18 protein-coding genes are annotated in these 21,845 nt (G+C 63.3%); 7 read left to right on the top strand and 11 right to left on the bottom strand.

What is annotated here, in order from left to right; genetic code table 11:
• Window positions 1–24: 24 nt before the first annotated feature.
• The 4 genes from HRU92_RS15330 to HRU92_RS15345 are packed head-to-tail and all read left to right on the top strand — an operon-like array spanning window position 25 to window position 5,292.
• The gene (locus tag HRU92_RS15330) at window positions 25–2,070 is read left to right on the top strand and encodes a hydantoinase/oxoprolinase family protein (RefSeq protein WP_172121837.1); all 2,046 of its coding nucleotides are present in this window, start codon (window positions 25–27) and stop codon (window positions 2,068–2,070) included.
• A complete protein-coding gene (locus HRU92_RS15335; RefSeq protein ID WP_173088451.1) occupies window positions 2,067–3,791 on the top strand; it encodes a hydantoinase B/oxoprolinase family protein in 1,725 nt (574 codons plus the stop codon). The genes HRU92_RS15330 and HRU92_RS15335 overlap by 4 nt, the downstream gene beginning before the upstream one ends.
• Window positions 3,788–4,552, top strand: a complete 765-nt coding sequence (locus HRU92_RS15340) for an SDR family NAD(P)-dependent oxidoreductase (protein WP_173088453.1) — start codon at window positions 3,788–3,790, stop codon at window positions 4,550–4,552. Before HRU92_RS15335 ends, HRU92_RS15340 begins: the two co-directional genes overlap by 4 nt.
• A complete protein-coding gene (locus HRU92_RS15345) occupies window positions 4,552–5,292 on the top strand; it encodes an SDR family oxidoreductase (protein ID WP_172121840.1) in 741 nt (246 codons plus the stop codon). Before HRU92_RS15340 ends, HRU92_RS15345 begins: the two co-directional genes overlap by 1 nt.
• A gap of 69 nt (window positions 5,293–5,361) precedes the next feature.
• Here the strand turns inward: HRU92_RS15345 and HRU92_RS15350 are convergent, their stop codons facing one another.
• The 11 genes from HRU92_RS15350 to HRU92_RS15400 are packed head-to-tail and all read right to left on the bottom strand — an operon-like array spanning window position 5,362 to window position 18,414.
• The gene (locus HRU92_RS15350) at window positions 5,362–7,032 is read right to left on the bottom strand and encodes a M14 family metallopeptidase (protein ID WP_172121841.1); all 1,671 of its coding nucleotides are present in this window, start codon (window positions 7,030–7,032) and stop codon (window positions 5,362–5,364) included.
• Complete coding sequence (locus HRU92_RS15355; protein WP_172121842.1) at window positions 7,032–8,072, bottom strand: ABC transporter ATP-binding protein; 1,041 nt, start codon at window positions 8,070–8,072, stop codon at window positions 7,032–7,034. The genes HRU92_RS15350 and HRU92_RS15355 overlap by 1 nt, the downstream gene beginning before the upstream one ends.
• Window positions 8,069–9,097, bottom strand: a complete 1,029-nt coding sequence (locus tag HRU92_RS15360) for an ABC transporter ATP-binding protein (protein ID WP_172121843.1) — start codon at window positions 9,095–9,097, stop codon at window positions 8,069–8,071. The genes HRU92_RS15355 and HRU92_RS15360 overlap by 4 nt, the downstream gene beginning before the upstream one ends.
• Before the next feature lie 29 nt (window positions 9,098–9,126).
• Entirely contained in the window at window positions 9,127–10,533 is a 1,407-nt protein-coding gene (locus HRU92_RS15365; RefSeq protein WP_172121844.1) for a dihydroorotase family protein, read from the bottom strand.
• Complete coding sequence (locus tag HRU92_RS15370) at window positions 10,533–11,960, bottom strand: hypothetical protein (RefSeq protein ID WP_172121845.1); 1,428 nt, start codon at window positions 11,958–11,960, stop codon at window positions 10,533–10,535. Before HRU92_RS15370 ends, HRU92_RS15365 begins: the two co-directional genes overlap by 1 nt.
• A complete protein-coding gene (locus HRU92_RS15375; protein WP_172121846.1) occupies window positions 11,957–13,138 on the bottom strand; it encodes a pyridoxal phosphate-dependent aminotransferase in 1,182 nt (393 codons plus the stop codon). Before HRU92_RS15375 ends, HRU92_RS15370 begins: the two co-directional genes overlap by 4 nt.
• A 2-nt stretch (window positions 13,139–13,140) precedes the next feature.
• Window positions 13,141–14,376 (bottom strand): amidohydrolase family protein, encoded by a 1,236-nt coding sequence (locus tag HRU92_RS15380; RefSeq protein ID WP_172121847.1) that lies wholly within the window; start codon window positions 14,374–14,376, stop codon window positions 13,141–13,143.
• Between the two features lie 18 nt (window positions 14,377–14,394).
• On the bottom strand, window positions 14,395–15,576 hold the full coding sequence (locus HRU92_RS15385) for a Xaa-Pro peptidase family protein (protein WP_173088455.1): 1,182 nt from the start codon (window positions 15,574–15,576) through the stop codon (window positions 14,395–14,397).
• On the bottom strand, window positions 15,573–16,655 hold the full coding sequence (locus HRU92_RS15390) for an Ldh family oxidoreductase (protein WP_172121848.1): 1,083 nt from the start codon (window positions 16,653–16,655) through the stop codon (window positions 15,573–15,575). The genes HRU92_RS15385 and HRU92_RS15390 overlap by 4 nt, the downstream gene beginning before the upstream one ends.
• A gap of 2 nt (window positions 16,656–16,657) precedes the next feature.
• Window positions 16,658–17,536 carry a DUF4438 domain-containing protein gene (locus tag HRU92_RS15395; RefSeq protein WP_172121849.1) on the bottom strand — a complete coding sequence of 293 codons (879 nt, stop codon included), beginning with the start codon at window positions 17,534–17,536 and terminating at the stop codon, window positions 16,658–16,660.
• Window positions 17,533–18,414: a DUF4438 domain-containing protein gene (locus HRU92_RS15400; RefSeq protein ID WP_172121850.1), complete on the bottom strand. Its 882-nt coding sequence runs from the start codon at window positions 18,412–18,414 to the stop codon at window positions 17,533–17,535. The genes HRU92_RS15395 and HRU92_RS15400 overlap by 4 nt, the downstream gene beginning before the upstream one ends.
• A 195-nt stretch (window positions 18,415–18,609) precedes the next feature.
• Between HRU92_RS15400 and HRU92_RS15405 the strand changes: the two genes are divergently transcribed.
• Genes HRU92_RS15405 through HRU92_RS15415 form a run of 3 tightly spaced genes read left to right on the top strand, consistent with a single transcriptional unit; the run spans window position 18,610 to window position 21,842 of the window.
• Window positions 18,610–20,130, top strand: a complete 1,521-nt coding sequence (locus HRU92_RS15405; RefSeq protein ID WP_248307156.1) for a carboxypeptidase M32 — start codon at window positions 18,610–18,612, stop codon at window positions 20,128–20,130.
• Between the two features lie 14 nt (window positions 20,131–20,144).
• Window positions 20,145–21,347 carry a pyridoxal phosphate-dependent aminotransferase gene (locus HRU92_RS15410; protein ID WP_173088457.1) on the top strand — a complete coding sequence of 401 codons (1,203 nt, stop codon included), beginning with the start codon at window positions 20,145–20,147 and terminating at the stop codon, window positions 21,345–21,347.
• 9 nt (window positions 21,348–21,356) lie between these two features.
• Entirely contained in the window at window positions 21,357–21,842 is a 486-nt protein-coding gene (locus HRU92_RS15415) for a VOC family protein (RefSeq protein ID WP_173088459.1), read from the top strand.
• Window positions 21,843–21,845: the final 3 nt, after the last annotated feature.

Consider the following 21,845-nt stretch of genomic DNA (forward strand, 5'->3'; position numbering starts at 1 on the left):
CTTCTGGCAACGGCATAGGCTTACATGTACCGAATTGGTGTCGACGTAGGTGGCACGTTCACCGATTTCACCCTGCTCAACGATGCAAGCGGCGAGATCCATTTCTTCAAGACTCCTTCCACCCCGCACGACCCGTCCGAAGCCATCGAGATTGGCCTTCGCGGTGTGCTCGAAGCCAACAAGGTTGCCCCGGCTGATGTGAGCTATCTCGGGCACGGGACAACGGTGGCTACAAATATCGTCATCGAGCGGCGCGGTGCGCGCACGGGGCTCATGACCACCAAGGGCTTCCGCGATGTGCTCGAACTGGGCCGCCAAGCGCGCCCCTCGATCTATGACTATCGCGTGGAAAAACCCCCGGTCCTGATCCCGCGTGACCGCCGCGTCGAAGTGCTCGAACGGGTCGGCCCTGATGGCGAGATCCTGACCGAACTCGATGAGGCCTCTCTGCGCACGGCAGTGCTCCGTCTGGCTGAACTCGGGGTGGAAAGCGTGGCGATCTGCTTTCTGCACAGCTATCGGCGGCCCGAGCATGAAGCAAGCGCCAAGGCCATTGTGCAGCAATTGCTGCCCAATGCTTATGTTACTCTGTCCTCAGAAATCCTGCCCGAATTCCGCGAGTTCGAGCGGATGTCCACCGTGGCGGTCAATGCCTTTGTCGGCCCGAAAATGGGCGCGTATCTCGAGCGCTTCCGCAACCGGGTGCGTGATGTCGGTATCCCCGTGCAGCCCTATACAATCCATTCAAATGGCGGACTGATGTCGGCCGACACGGTATATGCCAATCCGGTCCGGACCTGCGTTTCAGGCCCTGCCGCCGGTGTGGTGGGGGCCGCTGAGATCGGGCGGATCGCCGGGCTTCCCAACCTCATCACCTTCGATGTGGGCGGCACCTCGACCGACGTTTCGCTGATCGATGATGCCACCCCGCTGTTCACCAGCGCGCGGCTGGTGGCCGGCTATCCCGTCAAAACGCCGATGCTCGATATTCATGTGATAGGCGCGGGCGGCGGCTCCATTGCCGCGATCGACGATGCCGGCTCGATGAAGGTCGGGCCACGCTCGGCCGGCGCCGCGCCGGGTCCGGTGGCTTACGGGCGGGGCGGCACCGAGCCCACCATTACCGATGCCAATCTGTGCCTCGGCCGGCTCGATGCCAATACGCTGCTGGGCGGGCGCATGCAGATCGACCTGGAAGCGGCCCGCACCGCTATTCGCGACGCCATCGCCATTCCGCTTGGCTTGTCGCTCGAGGCGGCGGCACTCGGTATTATCCAGATTGCCAACGCCAATATGAGCCGTGCCATCCGCTCGGTTTCGGTGGAAAAGGGCTATGACATGGGCGAATTTGCCCTATGCGCCTTTGGCGGAGCCGGTCCTCTGCATGCAGCCGAAGTGGCGGTGGAATGTGGACTGCCGCGCATTCTCATTCCCCGCGAGCCGGGCACGGTCTGCGCCCGCGGCATGCTGCTGACCGATCTGAGCTCCGATTATGTGCGCAGCTATTTCGCCGATGCCTCGCGCGACAGCCTGGGGCAGGTCATCGGCCTCTTTGAAGCCATGATGGCGGAAGGCGAAGCCTGGCTCGACAGCGAAGGCGTGCCAGCCGGCAATCGCCGCTTCAAGCGGGTGCTGGATGCGCGTTATCGCGGGCAGAACTTTGAGGTGAAGGTCGATTGCGATGGCATCGGCCCCGATGACCTGCCCGAACTCGAAGAGCGCTTCCATGCCGCTCACACTAAGGAATATGGCTACGCCATCCGGCATCGTGCCATCCAGTTCGTGTCGGCGCGCCTGCAGGCAATCGGGGAGGTGGCCAAGGCGCCCCAAGCGGAAGTGGCCGGCGGCAGCAGCCTTGTGGCGGCTCAAGCAGGGTCGCGGCCGGTTTACTTCGATGCGGGCCATGGCTGGGTCGAGACCCCCATCTATCGCCGCGGCGACCTGCCCGCCCAAACCGACATCGCCGGTCCTGCCATCATCAATGAAATGAGCGCGACGTCGCTGATCCTGCCCGGGCAGACCGTGTGCGCCGACCGCTGGGGCAATCTGATCGTGAGCACCAATAAATGAACCATCAAGCCGACCACATTGCCGATGCCATCCAGATGGAAGTGTTCTCCAATCGGCTCCTCGCGATTGCCGAGGACATGGGTTCGATCCTGATCCGCTCGTCCTTTTCGTCCAACATCAAGGAGCGGCGCGACTGCTCAACGGCACTCTTTGACGCCAAGGGGCGCCTCATCACCCAGGCCGACCATATTCCCATCCATCTGGGGGCCATGATCGGTGCCGTGGAAGCAATGCTGGCACGCTATCCCCTCGCGGCCATGCAGCCTGGCGACGCCTTTATCGCCAATGATCCCTATTTGGCCGGCGGCAGCCACCTGCCCGATATTTCGATCATCACGCCGGTCCACCAGGATGGCGAGGTCAAGTTCTTTTGCGGCAACATTGCCCACCACGCCGATGTGGGTGGCAAGACGCCCGGTTCCACGTCCGGCACTTCGCGATCGATCTTTGAGGAAGGCATTCGCCTGCCCATCATCCGCATTGCCCGGGGCGGAGAGATCGACGAGGATCTCCTCGAGCTCATCGCCCACAACACGCGCGATCCTGAAGAGCGGCTGCTTGATCTGCGCACCCAGATCGGCACCAATGTGCGCGGCGGCGCCATGCTGGTGCAACTGATCGAGCGCATGGGCTGGCCGGCGGTGGAACAGGCCATCGAGGATATCCTGACCTATACGCGCCGGCGGCTGCGCAACCGCGTCGCCGATCTTCCCGATGGCATTTATCGGTTCGAGCGTGCCATGGATGATGACGGTTTTCCGGGCGACCCCGTGCCCATCGTGTGCACCGCCACCATTGCAGGGGATCGGCTTTCCTTCGACTTTTCTGGCTCCGGCCCCCAGGCGCGCGGCGCCATCAACCTGCCCGACAGCGCCCTCAAGGCTTCCATCTATTATTGCGTCAAGGCGGTTCTAGATCCCGGCTTGATGCCCAACCAGGGCATCATCGACCCCATCGTGATCACCGCGCCCGCCGGCACCATCGTCAATCCCAAGGCGCCCGCGGCGGTGGCGGGGCGCGCCGTTACTTCCAATCGCCTTTGCGGCGCGGTGTTCGGGGCGCTCTACCAGGCCATGCCGGCTGAGCGGGTGATGGCCTCGTGCAATGATTCCACCTCGGCGGTTTCCGTCTCGGGCTGGCATTCAGGCCGTGGCGCGACCTATGTTTATCCCGAAAGCATGGGCGGGGGCGCCGGGGCCTTTGCCGATCGTGATGGCATGGATGCGGTGCATGTTCATACCGTCAACTCCACCAATTTGCCCGCCGAAGCGCTCGAGCTCGAATATCCGCTGCTGCTCGAGGAATACTGCCTTGTGCCCGATAGCGGCGGGGCGGGGCGCCATCGCGGCGGCATGGGCATGGCGCGCCAGCTGCGGGTGCGCGAGGATAACACGACCTTTTCAGCACGTTCGGACGCTCACATCATCCCCGCGCCCGGCGCTGCCGGCGGCAAGCCGTCCAACACAACGCGCATCCTGCGCAATCCCGGCACGCCAGAGGAGGAGGCGCTCCATTCCAAGGCCTCCGGCCTTGTTCTGGCAGCGGGCGAGGTGATCCGCGTCGAAACCCTCGGGGGTGGCGGCTATGGCGATCCTGCCGAACGCTCGCTTGCTGCGCTGGCGCGCGATCTGCGCGAAGAAAAGATCACGCGGGCGGCCGCCGAACGCGATTATGGCGCCGAACGGGTGCGCCAGGCACTGGAACAAGGAGAAGCGGCATGAGGCTGCAGGGCATGGTGGCCGTGATGACGGGTGCCGCAGGCGGGATGGGCCGCTCGACGGCGCTGCTGTTTGCCCGCGAAGGCGCCAAGGTCGTAGTCGGGGATGTGGACGCCGAAGGGGGCGCTGCCCTGATGGCAGAAGCGCAAGCCAGCAATCTGGCGATCAGCTTTCTGCGCACCGATGTGTCGGTTGAAGCCGATGTTGCCGCACTGGTGGCAAAGGCTGAGGCCGATCATGGCAAGCTCGATACGATCTTCAACAATGCCGGCATCGAGCAACCGGTGACGCCCTCCGACGAGATCAGCGAGGCGCTGTTCGAGCGGGTGATCGACATCAATCTCAAGGGCTGCTTTTTCGGCTGCAAGCATGCCATTCCAGCGTTGCTGCGCAATGGCGGCGGGACGATCGTCAACAATTCCTCGGTGAGTGCCTTTGCCAATGTGGGCGGCAATCTCTCCTATGCGGCGTCAAAGGGCGGGATCATGTCGATGACGCGCGTGATCGCCATCGAATATGCCAGCCGCAATATTCGCTGCAACGCCATCAATCCGGGCGTGATCGACACCGGCATGAACCAGCGTAACCTCGAAAAAGCCCTGGACAAAGAAGCACTTGAGCAGAAGTGGCGCTCGATCACGCCGCTTGGGCGAATGGGGACGGGCGATGAGATCGGCGAAGCGGTACTGTTTTTGGCATCGCAGCAATCCTCCTTCGTGACGGGGATCGGGCTCGTGATCGATGGCGGAAGGATCGCGACCTGATGGGCAAGCTCGATGGCAAGGTGACGGTGGTGACCGGCGCGGCGCGCGGGCTGGGGCGGGCGGTGGCCCGGCTTTATGCCCTGGAGGGCGCGGTGGTCTATGCCCTTGATATGCTTGAAGAAGAGGTGGCGACGCTGGCCGAAGAGCCCGGCGATCTGCGGCCGCGGCGCATGGATGTGACCGATGCTGGCGACGTCGCGGCGACGCTGGCGGCGATCGAGGCGGAGGCCGGGCGGATCGATGTTCTGGTCAACAATGCCGGGATCATCTTTTTCAAGCCGGTGGAAAATGTCGAGGTCGCAGAATGGGATAGGCTGCTTGCCGTCAATCTGCGCGGCCCGTTCCTCTGCGTGAAGGCAGTGGCGCCGGGAATGAAGCAGCGGCGCAGCGGAGCGATCATCAATGTTTCGAGCAATGCCGGGGTGGTCGGGGGCCTGGATGAATCGACCTATTGCGCCTCCAAGTTCGGGCTCGAAGGATTGTCGCGCGCGCTGGCTAAGGAGTTCGAAACATTCAATGTTTCGGTGAATACCATCACGCCTGGCCACCCGATGCATACGGCCATGAGTGAGGTGACCTATAGCGAAGAAACCCGCAAGATCTGGAAGGATCCAATGGAGCTGGCCCCCGCTTTTGTGCGTCTGGCACTGCAGGATGCGGGCGGTATCCACGACCAGCGCATCCGCGCCTGGGACCTGGTACAGGAGCTGGAAGCGGCAAAAGCCACAAAACAGCCATGATGATGAACGCGTTCTGAACCGATTGTCAGCTCCGGGCTTTGGCCCGGAGTTTTCGTTTGCAGGAGCCGTTCAGGCGCTCGCGGTGACGCGATGGGTGCCGCCCTTTTCGGACTGGCTGGTGACGGTCACTGTGCCGCCGGCGGGCAGCCGTACGAGCCACTCGACGGGCTTGGCATTGGCGGTCCATTGCTGACCCCATGGCGACCACGGATAGAGGCGCTCATTGCGTCCGGCGAGATTGCCGAGCTCGGCGGTCTGGGGGTTCATCACCAGCTCACCGCCATCAACCGCGATGGTGACACTGACCGGCTTGGCGACCTTGTTGGCGATAGCGACGTCGGACAGGTTCGAGGGCAGGTAGCCGTGGTTGGAAATAACGGCCCGTACCTTGAAGAGGTCGGTGCCGACCGGGGTAAGGCTGAGATCATCGATCTTGACCTGCGGAGCGGCGGCGGCGTGCTTGAGATTGAACAGCACATTCTGGCGCACCATCTCCTCGAGCAGATTGCCCGGGGGATTGCGGTAGCTCCAGATATTGACCATGCCGCCGATCTCGATTGGCCCCAGTTGGGGGTGATCGAAGGCCTTCCAGTCCCGCCAGCCTTTGTCGGCCATGTTGGCCTTGACGTAGTCATAGACCTTTTGCTGGACCTCTTCATTGCGCGGATAGAGATTGTAATAGCCTTCCTTGGGCACGCCCGCGGTGCGCTCGAGATCCCATAGCTCGGTGCCAAAGGAGATGATGCCCATCTCCTCATAGGTCCAGTCCATCAAGCCGCCGCGCCGCACCACCGATTTGTCGGGGGTGAATTCCTCGTAGATCGACACGGTTGGGTAGCCGGTGAGCTCGGTGCCAACCTTCCCGATCTCCTTGTAGAGATTGATGTCGCGCGCGCTCATGGCGCTGTCGGGCTTGGTCATGGAGGGGCGCAGAATGATGCCGCCATGGGTGTGGTAGGCGCACATCCCGCAAATATTGGGATGGTCGAGGATGAACTTGGCCATGCCGAAGGCTTCGGGCTCGGACAAGGGATGGCTGCCCGCGCCGTATTCCTGGGGCGACCAGTGGGTGGGGAAGTTGCGGTTCATGTTGCCGTCGAACGGCTTTTCGACGGGGACGTTGACGCCGTCATAGTTGCGCACCGTGCCTTCGGGGTAGAGGCGGAAATATTGCCCGCCTTCTTCGCCCGGCTTGCGCTGCACCATAATGTCGGGATTAGCGGCGCTTTTCTTCCATTCGCCCTTGGGATCGGGGACGCGCATCCAGACGATATAACCATCGCCATCGATGTCTTCGGGGATCAAACCTTCCAGCCGATCCGCGCCCGGCATGAAGCGGCCATTGCCGCACCAGTTGTAGTAGGGCGGCACGAGGGAGAGCTCGGCCCCGTCGGGATTGATGCGCGGCAGGATATAGAACACCTGAGTGTCGACGAGCCGGGTGGCTTCCTCGTCCCGGCCGTAATTGGTCAGCAGGTGCCAGACCGCATAAAGGGCCGCCGCGGAGGTCGCGTGTTCCTCGGCATGGATCTGGCCGTCGATATAATAGCCGGGCTTTTCGGCGGCAGGACCGGTCTTGGGATTGGAGATCTCGATCATCCAGACATCGCGCCCGGCAAAGCTCTTGGCCAGCGAAGTCATCTTGGCCAGTTCAGGATGGGCGCCGACCAGCGCATGCAGGCGCTCGGTCATCTCGTCATAGGTGTAGTAGCGGTCGAACTTGACGTCGAGATCGGTCATCAGAGGGTGCTCACAGGGACGAATGAACCGGGCGGGGGCGCGGTGCGGATACAGGCGCTGAACTGGCCGGGCGACACCTCCACAAGGGGCGGCACGACCTTGGCGCATTCGGGGATGGCCATGGGGCAGCGGGTGCGGAAGACGCAGCCCGAAGGCGGGTTGATCGGGCTCGGAATATCGCCCTTGAGAATGATGCGATCCTTGCGCTGGGTGATATCGGGGTTGGGAACAGCCGAGAGCAGCGCCTTGGTGTAGGGATGGTTGGGGGCGCGGTAGAGCGTGCGGGTGGGCGCGATCTCCATGATGCGCCCCAGATACATGACGATCACCCGGTCGCTGATATGCTCCACGACAGCCAGGTCGTGGGCGATGAACAGCATGGTCAGGTTGAACTTGGCCCTGAGGTCATCGAGCAGGTTGACGACCTGAGCCTGGATCGAAACGTCGAGCGCCGAAACCGGCTCGTCGGCGACGATGAAATCGGGTTCTACGGCGAGCGCCCGGGCAATGCCGATGCGCTGGCGCTGGCCGCCCGAAAACTCATGGGGGAAGCGGTCGAGATAATCGCCGGACAGCCCCACCTGCTGAAGCAGGGCGACAATGCGATCCTCCCGCTCAGCGGGCGTGCCGATCTTGTGGACGGCCAGGGCATGCCCCAGCACCGTGCGGATCTTTTCGCGCGGGTTGAGGCTGGCATAGGGGTCCTGGAAAACAATCTGCATGCGCTTGCGATAGCGCCGCATCTCGGGCTTGGAGAGCTTGGCGATGTCGGCGCCGTCGAAGTCGATCGTGCCCGAAGTGGGCTCGCCAAGGCGTAGCACGGTCCGCCCCACCGTGGTCTTGCCAGAACCGGATTCGCCCACCAGCCCGACCACTTCGCCGCGGCCGATAGAGAAGCTGACATCGTCCACCGCCTTAACATTGGTGACGACGCGGCTGAGCACTCCTCCGCGAATGGGAAAGTATTTCTTGAGGTTGCGCACCGCAAGTAGCGTGTCGCGTTTGGTGGCCGCCGCGCTGGGAGGGATCATCTCGTTCATGGTGCGGTGGCCTTGGTCTTGAGATCGAGTTCGCGCCAGCGCACGCAGCGCACCGAGCGGCCGCTGTCGAGCACTTCAAGGGGCGGTTCGGCGGCAGCGCAGCGCTCCTGGGCAAAGGCGCAGCGGGTGCGGAAGCGGCAACCGCCTGGCAGCTTGGTCAGGAGCGGCACATAGCCCGGAATGGTCTGGAGGCGCTGCTTTTCCTCGCTTTCGCCCATGCGCGGAATGGATTGCATGAGGCCCGACGTGTAGGGCATCAACGGCTTGGTGAAGATTTCCTCCACCGTGCCGGTCTCGACCACCTGACCGGCATACATCACCACGACCCGGTCAGCCATTTCGGCCACGACACCCAGATCATGGGTGATGAAGACGATGGCCATGCCCATCTTTTGTTGCAGATTGCGCATAAGATCGAGGATTTGCGCTTGGATGGTCACGTCGAGCGCCGTCGTGGGCTCATCGGCGATGAGGACGCTCGGCTCACAGGCGAGCGACATGGCGATCATGGCGCGCTGGCGCATGCCACCGCTCATCTCGTGGGGATATTGGGTGGCGCGCTTGGCGGGCTCGGGAATGCCTACGAGTTCGAGCATCTGTACGGCGCGTTTATGGGCATCGGCCTTGCTGAGCTTGTCGTGCTGCATGACGACTTCAGCGATCTGGGTGCCGATGGTGTGGACGGGATTGAGGCTCGTCATCGGCTCCTGAAAGATCATGCCGATATCGTTGCCGCGAATGGCGCGCATTTCGCGATCGGACAGGGACACCAGGTCCTTGCCGCGCAGCCGGATCGTGCCGCGCGAGATGCGGCCGATCTTTTTGGGCAGGAGGCGCATGATCGAGAGGCTGGTGACCGACTTGCCCGAGCCGGACTCCCCCACAATGGCGAGGGTTTCGCCGGCCTTGACGGTGAAGCTGACGCCATCGACGGCGCGCACATCCTGGCCCTCGCCCACGATAAACGAGGTCTGCAGATCGTCCACTTCCAGAAGCGGCGGTTGGGAAGAGAGCACCTGGCTCATGTAAAGGCCTCCGGCATTGTCGTCATGGGTCAGGCACTCAAGCGGCTGGGCTGGGCAAGGGGAGCATTGCCGGGGCTGGTGTAGCGGCCCCAGCCGGGCTGCCCCCCGATAGTGCCATCATAAACGCTGGCGCCGCCCACGATGGTGCGCATCACGCGTCCGGTAAAGCGGGCGCCGTAATAAAGCTGGGCCACATCGCGCGCAAAGGTGTGGAGCGTGTCGCGCTCGATGCTGGTGGTGCCGGACAGATCAACGAGCATCAGATCGGCATCGGCCCCCACCGCAATCCGACCCTTGTTGGGCAGGTTGAAGCGCTTGGCGGCATTGCCGCTCAGCAGCGCCACTGCCTGCGCGAGGGAAACCCGGCCCCTGGCAACGGCATCGAGCATGGCCGGTACCAGCACTTCCGAGCCAGGCGAGCCGGGCGGGGCTGTGACCATATTGCCCGCGCCCGCGAGCTTTTCGGCATGGGAAAAGGCGGCATGGTCGGTGGTGACATGGGTGATGACCCCATCGGCAATGGCCTGCCAGAGGGCGTCCTGATCGGACTGGAGGCGCACGGGCGGGTTGATCTTGGCAAAGACCCCCGCCTTGCGCACATCCTCATGGGTGCGCCAGAGATAATGCGGGCAGGTTTCGGCGGAAAAATCTGAGCTGCCCGCAAAGCGGCGCAAGACTTCGACGGTGAGGGCGCTGGTGACATGGGCGATATGAAGCCTGGCGCCCGCTTCCATGTTCATGGTCAGAAGCTTGGCGACGGCCACTGCCTCGCAAATGGCGGGACGGGAAGCCAGGTGCGTGTCGATATTGCTCAAGTCCAGTTCCGCGACCTCGGCTTCGCCCAAGGCCAGGAGCTGAGCGCTTTCGGCATGCACCACGACCGGCAGGCCGGTCTTGGCGATCGCCTTGAGGGCGCGCAGCTGATCGGCCTCGTCGGGAAAGGACAGGCCGAAAAACTCGTCGTCCCGCCCCTCGGGAGCGGGGGTGGTGAAGATCTTGTAGGCAACGATCCCCGCCGCCGCCATCGCGCCAACGCTGGCGTCCGTCAGGTCGCCGGGAGCGGCATAAAGGCCGAAATTGATGAAGGCATGTTCGGCAAAATGGGCGCGGCGCGTTTCCACCCGCTCGGCCGTGTTGCAGCAGGGCTTGGAAATGGGCATTTCGAAGAGGGTGGTAATACCCCCCGCGGCGGCGGCGCGGGTTTCGCTTTCCACCGTGCCCCGCTCGGGATAAGCGGGGGCGCGGATATGGAAGTGGATGTCGATGGCGCCGGGCAGCACATGCTGGCCCGACGCATCAATGGTTTGCGCCGCGACACCCTCACCGCGCGGCAACAGCGCGGCGATCCTGCCGCCGGAAAGCCCCAGATCGAGCGATTGCAGGCCCTCGGGGGTCAGCACCGCGCCATTGCGGATGATGGTGTCAAAGCTGTCCACTATTTGAGCCCCAGTTCGGAAAGGGCCTTCGCTACGCCATCGAGATTGGTCAGGTGCATGCTGGCATAGTTGGGCGCGAGCACCACCCCATGCCCGCCGGCGCGATAGGTCGCCATCACCGAGCGATAAGCGATGTCGGGCGTCATCTTGGCGGTTTCCGGCTTGGTTCGGGGCGCGTCGACCCCGAGGCCCATGAACACCTTGGCCTTGCCATTGACCCCTTTGACCGCATCGGCACATTGGCCGAACACATAGGTGTCGGGGTCCATGCCCGCGGGGATCACTTCCCCATAGGGCGCTTCGTTGAGCCCCAGGATCCGGTACAGCACCGCGGTGGCTTCATCGGGTGAGAAGTCGCGCAGGATGGTCTTTTGGAAAAAGCCCAGCTCCTTGGTGAACACTTCGCCGGCCTGATGCTGATAGGTGATGGGCTTGACCCAATCGGCGTAAAGCGTCTGCTCTTCCCAGGGCCATTGGGCGCGCCGGAACAGGTTGAAGTGGTTGCGGTTCCACACATTGAGCCCGAAGGAAAGGCCCGGCTTGCACCATTTGACGAGGCCATAAAGCTCGCGATCGAGATCCTTGTTGCGCTCGAGCCAGAACTTCTCCCAGATCAGGGCTTCGGGGTTGGCCAGCAGCGTGCGGATAAAGGTGATAAAGGCGCCATCGGCAAATTCCTTGCCCGAGGCCGCTTCCTGCATGAAGTCATAAAGGTTGAGCAGCGCGCGCCGGCAGGCTTCCACATCGATGCCGCGCTCCATGGCTTCCTGGCGCGCATGGGTGGAGAAATCCCCCGGTGCGCCGCCCTGGATCAGGGTGTCGAGCGGGGAATTGCGCTCGTTGCACCACATGACGCCATCGATGTCGTAGTTGCGCACCTGATCCTCGACCATGGAGAGAATCCAGTTGCGATAATCGGGATGACTGGTGGAGGGATCGCCCGAGAGGCGCCCGAAGATATCGACTTCCATCGCCTGGGCGAGATTGGGGATGTCGACCGTGTTGGTCGAGCCATGGCCGGTATATTTAAAGAAGGGCTCCATGAGTTCGATGAAGACCTTTATGCCGCGCTGATGGGCGGGCTCGATCACCATGTCGAGGATGTCCTTGCCCTCGAATTCGGGGTCGCGGGCGCGGTAATCCTTGATGAAGGTGCCGTTGTAGTAGCGCGGATCGGGCTCGAAATAGGCCCCGCCCTTCATGGCAAAGGGTTCGGGCACGCCATGGTCGGGCCAGCCATCGAGCTTCCAGGAAATGGAACGCCCGGTCTTGAGCCCGAGCCAGGACACGGTGCCCAGCATCAGCACATTGACCCCGACCCGGTCCTTGAGGATGTCGAGGACGGTATCGACGCCCTCGTCGATGAAGTTGATCGGGCTGACCTGGATGCCGACGAATTTTTCGGCGGGATTGGGCTTGTCGGTCATGCTGCCGCCTTTGCGTGCTTGGCCATGAAGCCCTTCATGCGCTCGACCGCATCGCGCAGCTTGTCGATCGGCTGCAGGAACGACATGCGGATATAGCTGGGGTCGTGGTCGCCGAACATCGTGCCGGGGAACAGCATGACCCCGGTTTCGCGCAGCAGCTTCTCGCAGAACTCGGGGGTGGACATGCCGGTGCCCGACACATTGATGTAGACGTAAAAGGCGCCGCCCGGATTGCCATAGGAGAGGCCCATCTCGTCGAGCGCGGGCAAGAGGAACGCCCGGCGCGCGGCATATTCGTCGATCATCGCCTGGATGGGCTCCTTGGGGCCGGTGATGGCGGCAAGGGCGGCATGCTGGGAAATGGTGCAGGTGTTGATCGAGAGCGTGTGGCGCATCTCGGTGACCTTGGCCACGAAATCGGCGGGCGCGGCGAGATAGCCGACGCGCCAGCCCGTCATGGCATAGGTCTTGGAGAAGCCATTGAGGGTGATGGTGCGCTCCTTCATCCCCGGCAGGGTGGCGATGGAAAGGTGCTCGTTTCCTTCATAGATGATCTTGGCGTAGATCTCGTCGGACACGATGATGATGTCGTGCTTGATGGCGAGCTCGGCGATCTGGCGGATCACGGCGGGCGGGGTAACGGCGCCCGTGGGATTGTTGGGCGAAACCAGGACGAACATGCGCGTTTTCGGGGTGATGCGCTTCTCGATCTCGGCGATGTCGAGGGCGAAATCGTCCTTCTGGAAAGTGGGGACGGGCACCGGGATGCCGCCGGCAAAGCCCACCGCGGTGTCATAGGTCATGAAGCGCGGGGAGGTGATCATCACCTCGTCGCCCGGCTTGATGAGGGCCAGCATGATGAGGGTGATCGATTCCTGCACGCCGGCGGTGACGATGATCTCGTCGGCGGTGTAGTCGAGCCCGTATTCGGCCTTGAGGTCGCCCGCAATCGCTTCGCGCAGCTGGGGCAGGCCGGTGGGGCCGGTATAATGGTGCTGGTTGTCGTCGATGGCCTTCTTGGCGGCCTCGCTGATATGGGCAGGGGTGTGGAAATCCGGGTCGCCCCGGCCCATGGCGATGACATTGTTCATTCCGGCGGCAATGGCGAGCATGCGGGTGCGGAAGGACAGGTCCTCCTCCACGATGCGGTCGGTCAGGTTGTCAGCGATCACGCTCATTGTCAGTGCATCCTCTTGCCGGCGATAAAGGTCATCTGCACGCGTTCCAGCGCGAACAGATCCTGGTCGGGGTTGCCGTCCACGACGATCAGGTCGGCTTCCTTGCCCGCTTCCACGGTGCCGATTTTCTTGTCCATTTTCGAAAGCTGGGCGCCGCGAATGGTGATGGCGCGCAGGGCGTCGAGCCGATCGGGACACACGCCCACCTCGACCATGAAGTCGAGCTCGGGCGCGATCTTGTCATGCTCGACGGCGGGGCTGCCCGCATCGGTGCCAAAAACGATCGGCACGCCGGCCTTGCTGGCACGCAGCAGGCCGTCAAAGCGCGTCTTGTCGCCCACCGCCTTCTGCCGCTCGGCGATCTTCCATTCCGGAATGCCATAAGCGCGCGCGATCTCGGGCTTGGCCTGCATGACGAGGGCCGAGAAGGTGGTGACGATCGGGATCTTCTTGTCGAGCAGGATCTGGATGGTCTCGTCGCTCATCGAGCCGCCATGTTCCACGCAATCGACGCCAAACTCGGCAACGCGGCGGATGCAGGCGTCATAGGTAGCGTGGGCGGTGATGGGGAGGCGATTGCGATGGGCCTCGTCGATGACGGCCTCGAGCTCGGCATCGGTGAATTCGAGCGTATCGTGGCAGGCCATGATCTTGATGAGATCGGCGCCACCCTTGACCTGGTCGCGCACGGCCCGGCGCATCTCGTCGGCGCCCGAGGCTTCCCGGCACACCCAATAGGTGTGCCCGCCGGTCTGGATGATGCTTTCGCCGGTTACGAGGAGGCGCGGCCCGGGGAAAAAGCCCTGCGCCACCGCCTGCTTGGTGAAGAGATTGGCATTGTGCACGCCCAGATCGCGCACGAGGGTAATGCCGGCGCGCAGGGATTTGAGCATGTTGCCCGCGGCCTTGTAGGCGCGCATTTCGGGGCTGTCATACATGGACTGCCAGCTCAGCTCATGCACGCCGTCCCAGGACAGATGGGCATGGGACTGGATGAGGCCGGGCATGATGGTCTTGCCGCCGGTGTCGGTAACGGCAAGCCCTTCGGGCGGTGTGCCCATGGCGGCGCGTTCACCCACGCGGGTGATCTTGCCCCCGATTACTTCCACAAAGCCGTCCTCGATCACCTCGTCGCCGCGCGCGGTGATGATGCGGCCAAGCAGGATCTGGTCGACCGGCTTGAGGTCGAACATGGGCTTGGTGATCTTGGTGTAGTGCCAGGAAGCGGGTTCGGGCATGGTTTGAACACTCGGTTGCTAGAGCGCGATGACGCGTTGATCGATGGGGGTGTGGGCTAGAAACTGGCTCGGGATTTCGACGCCCTGGGCGCCAACCAGCATGGTGTTGATGGTGCGAAAGCCATCACGCCCGGGCCGGTAAACGCCCGGCTCGTTGGAAAAAACCATGTTGGGCGCGACCGTGGTGGTGTCGCCCGGCGCGAGCCAGGGCGCTTCATGGCCTTCAAGGCCCATGCCGTGCCCGATGCGGTGGCGAATGGCGTCGCCCAGATCGGCTGATTTGAGCGCGTCGAGCGCGGCCTCGTTGACGTCCTGGCAGCGCGCGCCGGGCTTGAGGGCGGCGACAGCGGCATCGTTGCAGCGCTCCATGGCCTGCATGACGCGGCGCTGTTCGGGAGACACTTCGCCCAGGATCAAGGTGACGCCGCTTTCGGCGTGATAGCCACCAAGGCTGGCCCCGACGCCCGAGATCAGGGTTTCGCCCGGCTGGGGCCGACGGGCGCTGGTGGCGCCATGGGGCAGGGCGGCGCGGGGACCCGAATGCACGGAAGCGGTGATCCCGAGCTTGGTGCCGGCAAAGGCCGCGCCATAATCGCGCTTGAGCGCAGCCAAGGCAAAGCCGGTGCAATCGGCCAGCAGGTCGAGCTCGCTGCCGCCCGCCGAAATGATGGTGCCGCCTTCGGTTTGCAGCCGGGTGAGACAGAGATCGGCATAGCTCGCGGCGATGCGGGTGAGTTCGAGTTCTTCGGGGGTCTTGACGAAGCGCAGGGGCGCGGCAAGGTCCTCAAGCAGCACCTCGTCGACCAGCGTGTTGAGGGGGCCGAGCTGGCGGGCATCGAGGATATCGATGGCGAGGCGCCGGGAGCCCGACTGGCACACCATCCAGACCACGGGATGCACGAGCCCGGGAAATTCCTCGTAAATGCCCAGCTCGACGCCCAGGACCGGCTCGGCATTTTCCAGTTCGAGCAGCGGCACAAAGAGCTTGGATTCGCCCTCCACCGGCACATACAGCCCGATCGGGCGTTCATTGACCGAGAAATTGAAGCCGCAGGCATAAAGCACATTGGCGGGGGACAGAAGGAGGACCCCATCAAGGCCGCGGCTGGCCGCGCTGTGGCGCAGCCGCTCGCGCACCCCTTGGCGAAAAGCCGAGCCAAGCGGGCGGACCGGCTTGCGGATGGGAGCCAGCGCGCTCACAGCCGGTCCTCGCGATAGGGGCCGAGCACCTGCAGTTCGGCCGACAGGCCCAGTTCACGGCCCAGCGCCACGAGATCGGCCAGCACTTCGTCATCGAGCGGCACGCCGCCGGCGGACTTTTTGGCGACGCGGCGCGCTTCCTGTTCGCCAGGAAGAAGCACTTCGGAAAAGCCGGGACGGGTGGGGCGCGATTTGACCATTCCGGCAAACTCGCCCATGCGCGCCTTGAACTCATCGAGCGGCATGAACCATTCGATGTCGATGGCCGTCAGCGAATGGGAGACATCGAGCTTGGCCTGATCGGCATAGGGGGTGAGGCCAAAGCCGCCCCCGCCAATGACGCCGGTCAGCACATCGGTCATGAAGGCGAGGCCATAGCCCTTGTATTCGCCGATCGCGAGAAGAGGGCCCTTCATGGCGGCTTCGGGATCGTCGGTGACCGCGCCTTCGGGGGTCAGCGCCCAATCGAGGGGCATCTTCTTGCCCTCGCGCGCATGCCACAGCATCATGCCCTTGCCCGCGGTGGTGAGGGCAAAATCCATCACGGCGGGAAAACCGAGATTGGTGGGCGCGGCGATGCCCCAGGGATTGGTGCCGACCGCGCCTTCGCGCGCGCCCCAAGGAGCCATTTCGGGGCCGGCATTGGTATAGGCAATGCCGATGCAGCCCGCTTCCATGGCCTGGCAGGCATGAACGGCTGACGAGCCATAATGGGTGGAATTGCGCACGATCACCTGGCCAATGCCGCAGGTCTTGGCCTTTTCGATCGCCAGCGTCATCGCCTTGGCGGCTGCAACCGTGCCGATGCCGTTATGGGCATCGACCAGCGCGAGTGCAGGGCTTTGCTTGACGATCTCGAACTCTGCCCGCGGATCAACCAGGCCTTCCCCGATGCGCTCCTGGTAGCGGCGGAGGCGCCGCACGCCCTGGCCATGGCCGGGGTGGAAGCGCAGCTCGGAAAAGATCAGCGCATCGGCAAAGATCTTGGCGTCTTCGGCCGCGAGGCCAAGCGCTTCAAAACCCTGCGCCATGAAGCGCTCCAGACTGGTTTTTTCCACATTGGTAAGGGTGATCGCCACGATCAGGCCTCGAGCTTGAGGAGGGTGGCGATGTTGGCGGAAGGCTCGGAATAGCAACCAAGCTCGCCCTTGGGCGCGGTCATGATCACGGTCATGCCGGGGCCATAGCCTGAGCGCGGCCCGTCGGTTTGCCCGACAATGCCGATGCTCATGGCGCCGCGCAGATAGCCGTGATTATAGCGGCTGTCGGTGTTTTCGATGGCCACCACATCCCCGAGCTTGAGGGTGTCGAGCCCCGCTTCCTTGAGGGCGGCGCCGTCGGTGGACTGCATATGCAGGCTCCCCCCTTCGCTGGTGAGCCCGGCGCCGGCGCCAACGAGGAATGCGGGCACGGTGGCAACGACGCCGAATTTGAGCACGCCGTTCTCGACGCGGCAGGGCAGGGCCTTGAGCAGATCGGGCGACAGGCCCTTGCAGTTGATCGCTTCATGACCGGCAATGCTGATGCCCGTGCCAAAGGATTTGACGAGGATCTGGTCGCCCACCGCCATCTTGCGGCGCGCTTGGACGGGAAAATGGATGATCACCTGTTCGGAAAAGCGCCCGGACTTGCCGGTGACCACGCCCTTGGCGCCCTGGGCCTGGCCGGTCATCACCGTGGCGGTGTTCCCGAGGCACGCAAAAACATTGAGCCCGCGATTCTTGAGATCGTCGGTGCCGCGGATGGAAACGCCGGGATGGATGCAATCGGCGGCCCAGCCAAAGGCGCGATCGCCCACCGACACGTTGTAGACGATGCCGCCCCAGGCGGGGAGCAGAAAGGGCGTGCCATCGGCGGCGAGCCGATAGGGCTCGGCGGGCAGGCCGGGAAAGCCGGGATGGGCAATGACGCCGCCGACCGACACGGCAACCAGATCGGCTTCGTTGAACTGGATGGTCATGCGAGCGCTCCGATGCGGAAATAGTTGGAAATATTGGCGGTGGGATCGATCTCGAACTCGATGCCGCCGGCCGCGCAGCTCATCAGCGTCATGATGCCGGGCCCATGGCCGGTCATGATGGAATCGCCATGGATGCAGATGGCGATGGACACGGCTCCTTCCCGATAGGAGCGGCCGAAATGGTGGTCGGCATGGCGGATGGCGATGATGTCGCCCAACCGCATTTGGTCGATTCCCAGGTCAGCCATGAGCGCGCGATCGCCGCTCATCAGGTCCTGATCGACATATTCCGAATTGAGCTCGGCGCCCGAGCCCATGATCTCGATGGGCAATTCCATCGCGACGGGCAGTTTGAGCGAGCCATTGCCCGCCCGCGACAGGCGGAGCGCCTGGAGCAGCTTGGGGCTGGTTTTCTTGAATTCGACCTGGGGGAATTCGTTGAGGGCGATGCCTCGACCAATAGCCTCGATCTGGATCTGGTCGCCCGTGTTGAGCAGCTCGTTGACCTCGGGCGAAAAGGCGACGAGCAGGCGCGCATGCTCGCCCGTGACGGTGCCCTTGGCGCCTTTGGCCAGGCCCGACATCACCGTGGCTTCGTTGCCCACGCAGCTGAGATAGTGCAGCGCCATGTCCGATTTTTCATCGGGATGGGCGATGGAAACGCCGGGCTCAACATGGTCCCCTGCCCAGCCAAAGGCACGGTCGCCGACCGACGCGTTGTAGGTGACGCCGAACATGCCGGGCAGGATCACGCCGCGCCCATCGGGATGGTGCGTGTAGTGCCCGGGACGCAGCGAGGGCGTGCTGACATAGCCGCACACGGCCATGGCCACCAGGGTGTCGGCGTTGGAGGTCAGACCTCCCAGATCGGTGCTCATTGCGGCAGTCCCACTCTTTTTTTCCCACCCCGTTTGCATCGCTTGACATTGGCTGGAGAGCCGGTCCAACATCAGCTCGTTAGATTGTCGACAATCTGATGTTCAACAGAAGTGCACACGGATCGGGGCCTCGTCAAGCACCGATCAGCACAGCGGCAAAAACAACTGCCGCAGGCAAGAAAACGAGTGAGGACAATGAGTTACGCGCAGCTTATGGAAACTGTCGGGCAGGTGAACGACCTGCTCAACACCCAGTCAATCCTGAGCTGGGATGCTCGCACCATGATGCCGCCGGGTGGGCACGAGACGCGTGGCAAGCAGTTGTCGACCCTCTCGGTGGTCACGCGCGACCTCTTGGTTTCGGACCGTTTGCGCGCCCAGCTCGACAGGGCGGAAAGCGAAGTTGCCGCCCTCGACGACGAAGCTGTGGAAAAGCGCATGGTCGCCCAGGTGCGCCAGGCGGTGGATTACCACCTCGCCATCCCTGCCGAGCTGACGCGCAAGCGGGTGGAACTGGGCTCGATCGGCCATGCCGTATGGGCGAAGGCGCGCGCCGAAAGCGATTTCAGCCAGTTCATCCCCATTCTCGAGCAGACCGTGGCGCTCAATCGTGAGCTGGCCGAAGTGATCGGCTATGCCGAGCACCCCTATGACGCGCTGATGTTCCGCTTCGAGCCGGGTGAAACCGTTGCGAGCCTGCAGCCGCTCTTTGCCCGGCTGCGCGAAGCGCTGCTGCCGCTGGTCAAGGCGATCGGCGACAAGAAGCAGCCGCGCTTTGATTTCCTCGAGCGCCATTACCCCGTCGACAAGCAGCACGAGTTCGCGCTCGCCATGGCCCAGAAGGTCGGCTACGACCTCGATCGCGGCCGGCTGGACACGACGCTGCATCCCTTTGAAGTCTCGTTCACGCGCAACGATGTGCGCATCACCACGCGCTTCAATCCCAACTACATGGCGGCAAGCCTCTTCGGGGCGCTCCATGAAGCAGGGCACGGGCTTTACGAGCAGGGGGTCGATCCCGCCTATACCCGCACGCCCTTCGCCACCGATCTTGTCGGGCTTTATGCCGTGGGCGGTGTCAGCTTTGGCGCCCATGAATCGCAGTCGCGGCTCTGGGAAAATCATGTCGGGCGTTCACGCGAATTCTGGCAGGTCAATTTCCCCGAGGCGCAACGCTTCTATCCCGAGCAGCTCGCCGATGTGACGGCCGAAGAGTTCTTCCGTGCCGTCAACCGCTGCAAGCCCGGCTTTATCCGGGTGGAGGCCGATGAGCTGACCTATGATTTCCACGTCATGCTGCGCACCGATATCGAGGCGGCGCTGATCGATGGCTCGCTCCAGGTCAAGGATTTGCCCGAGGCCTGGAACAGCAAGATCAAGGAATATCTCGGGCTCGACGTGCCCAATGACGCCCAAGGTGTGCTGCAGGACGTGCACTGGTCCTCGGGCCAGATCGGCACCTTTTGCAACTACACGATCGGCAATGTGATGGCGGGTCAGCTGTTTGAAACCGCCAAGGCCGACCCGGTGATCGCCCAGGGTCTGGCGAGCGGCGATTACGAGCCCCTGCGCGCCTATATGGTGGAAAATGTCCACCAGCATGGCCGGCGCTATAGCCGCGACGAGCTCCTGGTGCGCGCCACCGGGCGCACGCTCGATCCCGAGCCCTATATCGCCCACCTCACCGCCAAATACAGCGAACTCTACGGTCTTTGAGGGGAAGCGGACCAATGCCAACAAGTGAACTGCACGCCAACCGGCTGGCCAACCGCGTCAAGCTCAAGGAAGCCCATCTCGTCACCCGAATGACCGACATCGCTGCGGGCCTGCCCGATGTGATCAAGCTGGGGCGCGGGGATCCCGATCTCGACACCCCCGCCCATATCGTCAAGGCCGGCCAGGATGCGTTGGGGCGCGGGGAAACCCATTACGGCCATCCGCTGGGGCTGCCGGCCCTGCGCGAAGCCATCAAGGCCAACATCAAGGCCAATGGCGGGGCCGATTACGCTATCGACGAGATCGTCGTCACCCCGGGCGGCCAGCACGCCATGTTCGTGATTGCCCTGGCGCTGCTCAATCCGGGCGACGAGATGATCGTGCCGTGCCCCGGCTACAATCCCTATGGACAGGCGGCCGAACTGGCCGAAGCCACGGTCGTGCCGGTGCGCATGGGCATGGACACCAATTTCACCCTCACCGCCGAAATGGTGAAGGCGGCGATCACGCCCAAATCCAAGGTGCTGGTGCTGATCAACCCCAACAATCCCACCGGCACGGTCACAGCGCCTGACGAGGTGGAAAAGATTGCCCAGCTCGCCATCGAGCACGACCTGATCGTTATTTCCGACGAGATCTATGCGCGCCTGACCTATGGCAACCAGCGCATCCAGCCGGTAGCGGCGCTGCCGGGCATGCGCGAGCGCACCATTACGCTGTCGGGCTTTTCCAAGGCTTACGCCATGACCGGCTGGCGCATCGGCTATTTCGCCGGGCCGCGCGAGCTGATCGTGGCCATGGCCGAGATCAACCATGCCTTTGCCATTTCGGTCAATTCGGCCAGCCAGCATGCTGCGCTCGCGGCACTCACCGGGCCGCAGGACTGCGTGGAAGACATGCGCCGCACCTATGACGCCCGCCGCAAGGCGCTGCTGGAAGGGCTCGATGCACTGGGCATTCCCTATGCCGAGCCGCAGGGCGCCTTTTATGTCTATGCCAATGTGGCCTCGGTCGGCCTGCCCGCCAGCCAGTTCTGCGAGCGCCTGCTCACCGAGGGCCGGGTGCTGATGTATCCCGGCACCATCTATGGCGACTACACCGATGACTTTGTCCGCATGTCGCTGACCCAGTCGGTGGATCGCATCCACGAAGCCATGTCCCGCATCAAAACCGTCGTCCAAGCCATCCGCGCCGAGCGCGCCGTGCCCGCAGCCTGAGGAGCCGCCATGTCTGCCCTGTCGACCAACCCCAATGTCCGATCGATCAAGCACATGGCCTTCGCCGTGCGCGACGCCAAGGAAGCGCTGTCGGCCTATTCCAAGTTCCTGGACGTGCCCACCGACACCGCCATCATCGACTATCCCAAGTCCAAGAACCGCGTAGCGCTGTTTGAGCTTGGCGGCATTGAATACCAGCTCTGCCAGTCCATGGAGGAAGGCGGTCGGTTCGACACCTGGATCAAGCAGCGTGGCGCCGAAGGCCTGCACCATATCTGCTACGCCGTCGACAATATCGATGAGGCGCTCGAGCACGCCAAGACGCAGGGCGCCGATCTGCGCATCTGCCAGGCCTGCGGCGTTTATGGCTCCCACGCCCATCCGGAGGGCCATGTGGCCTTTCTCGACAACGATGCCGGCGGCATCGAGATCGAATTCATGCAGGTCTACACCCCTGAAGAGCTCGAAAAATACAAAGCGGTCAAAGGGATCTGATCG

Source organism: Devosia sp. 1635 (genome assembly GCF_013185955.1).
Lineage (GTDB): Bacteria > Pseudomonadota > Alphaproteobacteria > Rhizobiales > Devosiaceae > Devosia.

Bases quoted from the DNA above. Each gene is read 5' to 3' on its own strand.
- HRU92_RS15330 (WP_172121837.1), top strand. From the start codon at position 25: ATGTACCGAATTGGTGTCGACGTAGGTGGCACGTTCACCGATTTCACC.
- HRU92_RS15335 (WP_173088451.1), top strand. From the start codon at position 2,067: ATGAACCATCAAGCCGACCACATTGCCGATGCCATCCAGATGGAAGTG.
- HRU92_RS15340 (WP_173088453.1), top strand. From the start codon at position 3,788: ATGAGGCTGCAGGGCATGGTGGCCGTGATGACGGGTGCCGCAGGCGGG.
- HRU92_RS15345 (WP_172121840.1), top strand. From the start codon at position 4,552: ATGGGCAAGCTCGATGGCAAGGTGACGGTGGTGACCGGCGCGGCGCGC.
- HRU92_RS15350 (WP_172121841.1), bottom strand. From the start codon at position 7,032: ATGACCGATCTCGACGTCAAGTTCGACCGCTACTACACCTATGACGAG.
- HRU92_RS15355 (WP_172121842.1), bottom strand. From the start codon at position 8,072: ATGAACGAGATGATCCCTCCCAGCGCGGCGGCCACCAAACGCGACACG.
- HRU92_RS15360 (WP_172121843.1), bottom strand. From the start codon at position 9,097: ATGAGCCAGGTGCTCTCTTCCCAACCGCCGCTTCTGGAAGTGGACGAT.
- HRU92_RS15370 (WP_172121845.1), bottom strand. From the start codon at position 11,960: ATGACCGACAAGCCCAATCCCGCCGAAAAATTCGTCGGCATCCAGGTC.
- HRU92_RS15375 (WP_172121846.1), bottom strand. From the start codon at position 13,138: ATGAGCGTGATCGCTGACAACCTGACCGACCGCATCGTGGAGGAGGAC.
- HRU92_RS15380 (WP_172121847.1), bottom strand. From the start codon at position 14,376: ATGCCCGAACCCGCTTCCTGGCACTACACCAAGATCACCAAGCCCATG.
- HRU92_RS15395 (WP_172121849.1), bottom strand. From the start codon at position 17,536: ATGACCATCCAGTTCAACGAAGCCGATCTGGTTGCCGTGTCGGTCGGC.
- HRU92_RS15400 (WP_172121850.1), bottom strand. From the start codon at position 18,414: ATGAGCACCGATCTGGGAGGTCTGACCTCCAACGCCGACACCCTGGTG.
- HRU92_RS15405 (WP_248307156.1), top strand. From the start codon at position 18,610: ATGAGTTACGCGCAGCTTATGGAAACTGTCGGGCAGGTGAACGACCTG.
- HRU92_RS15410 (WP_173088457.1), top strand. From the start codon at position 20,145: ATGCCAACAAGTGAACTGCACGCCAACCGGCTGGCCAACCGCGTCAAG.
- HRU92_RS15415 (WP_173088459.1), top strand. From the start codon at position 21,357: ATGTCTGCCCTGTCGACCAACCCCAATGTCCGATCGATCAAGCACATG.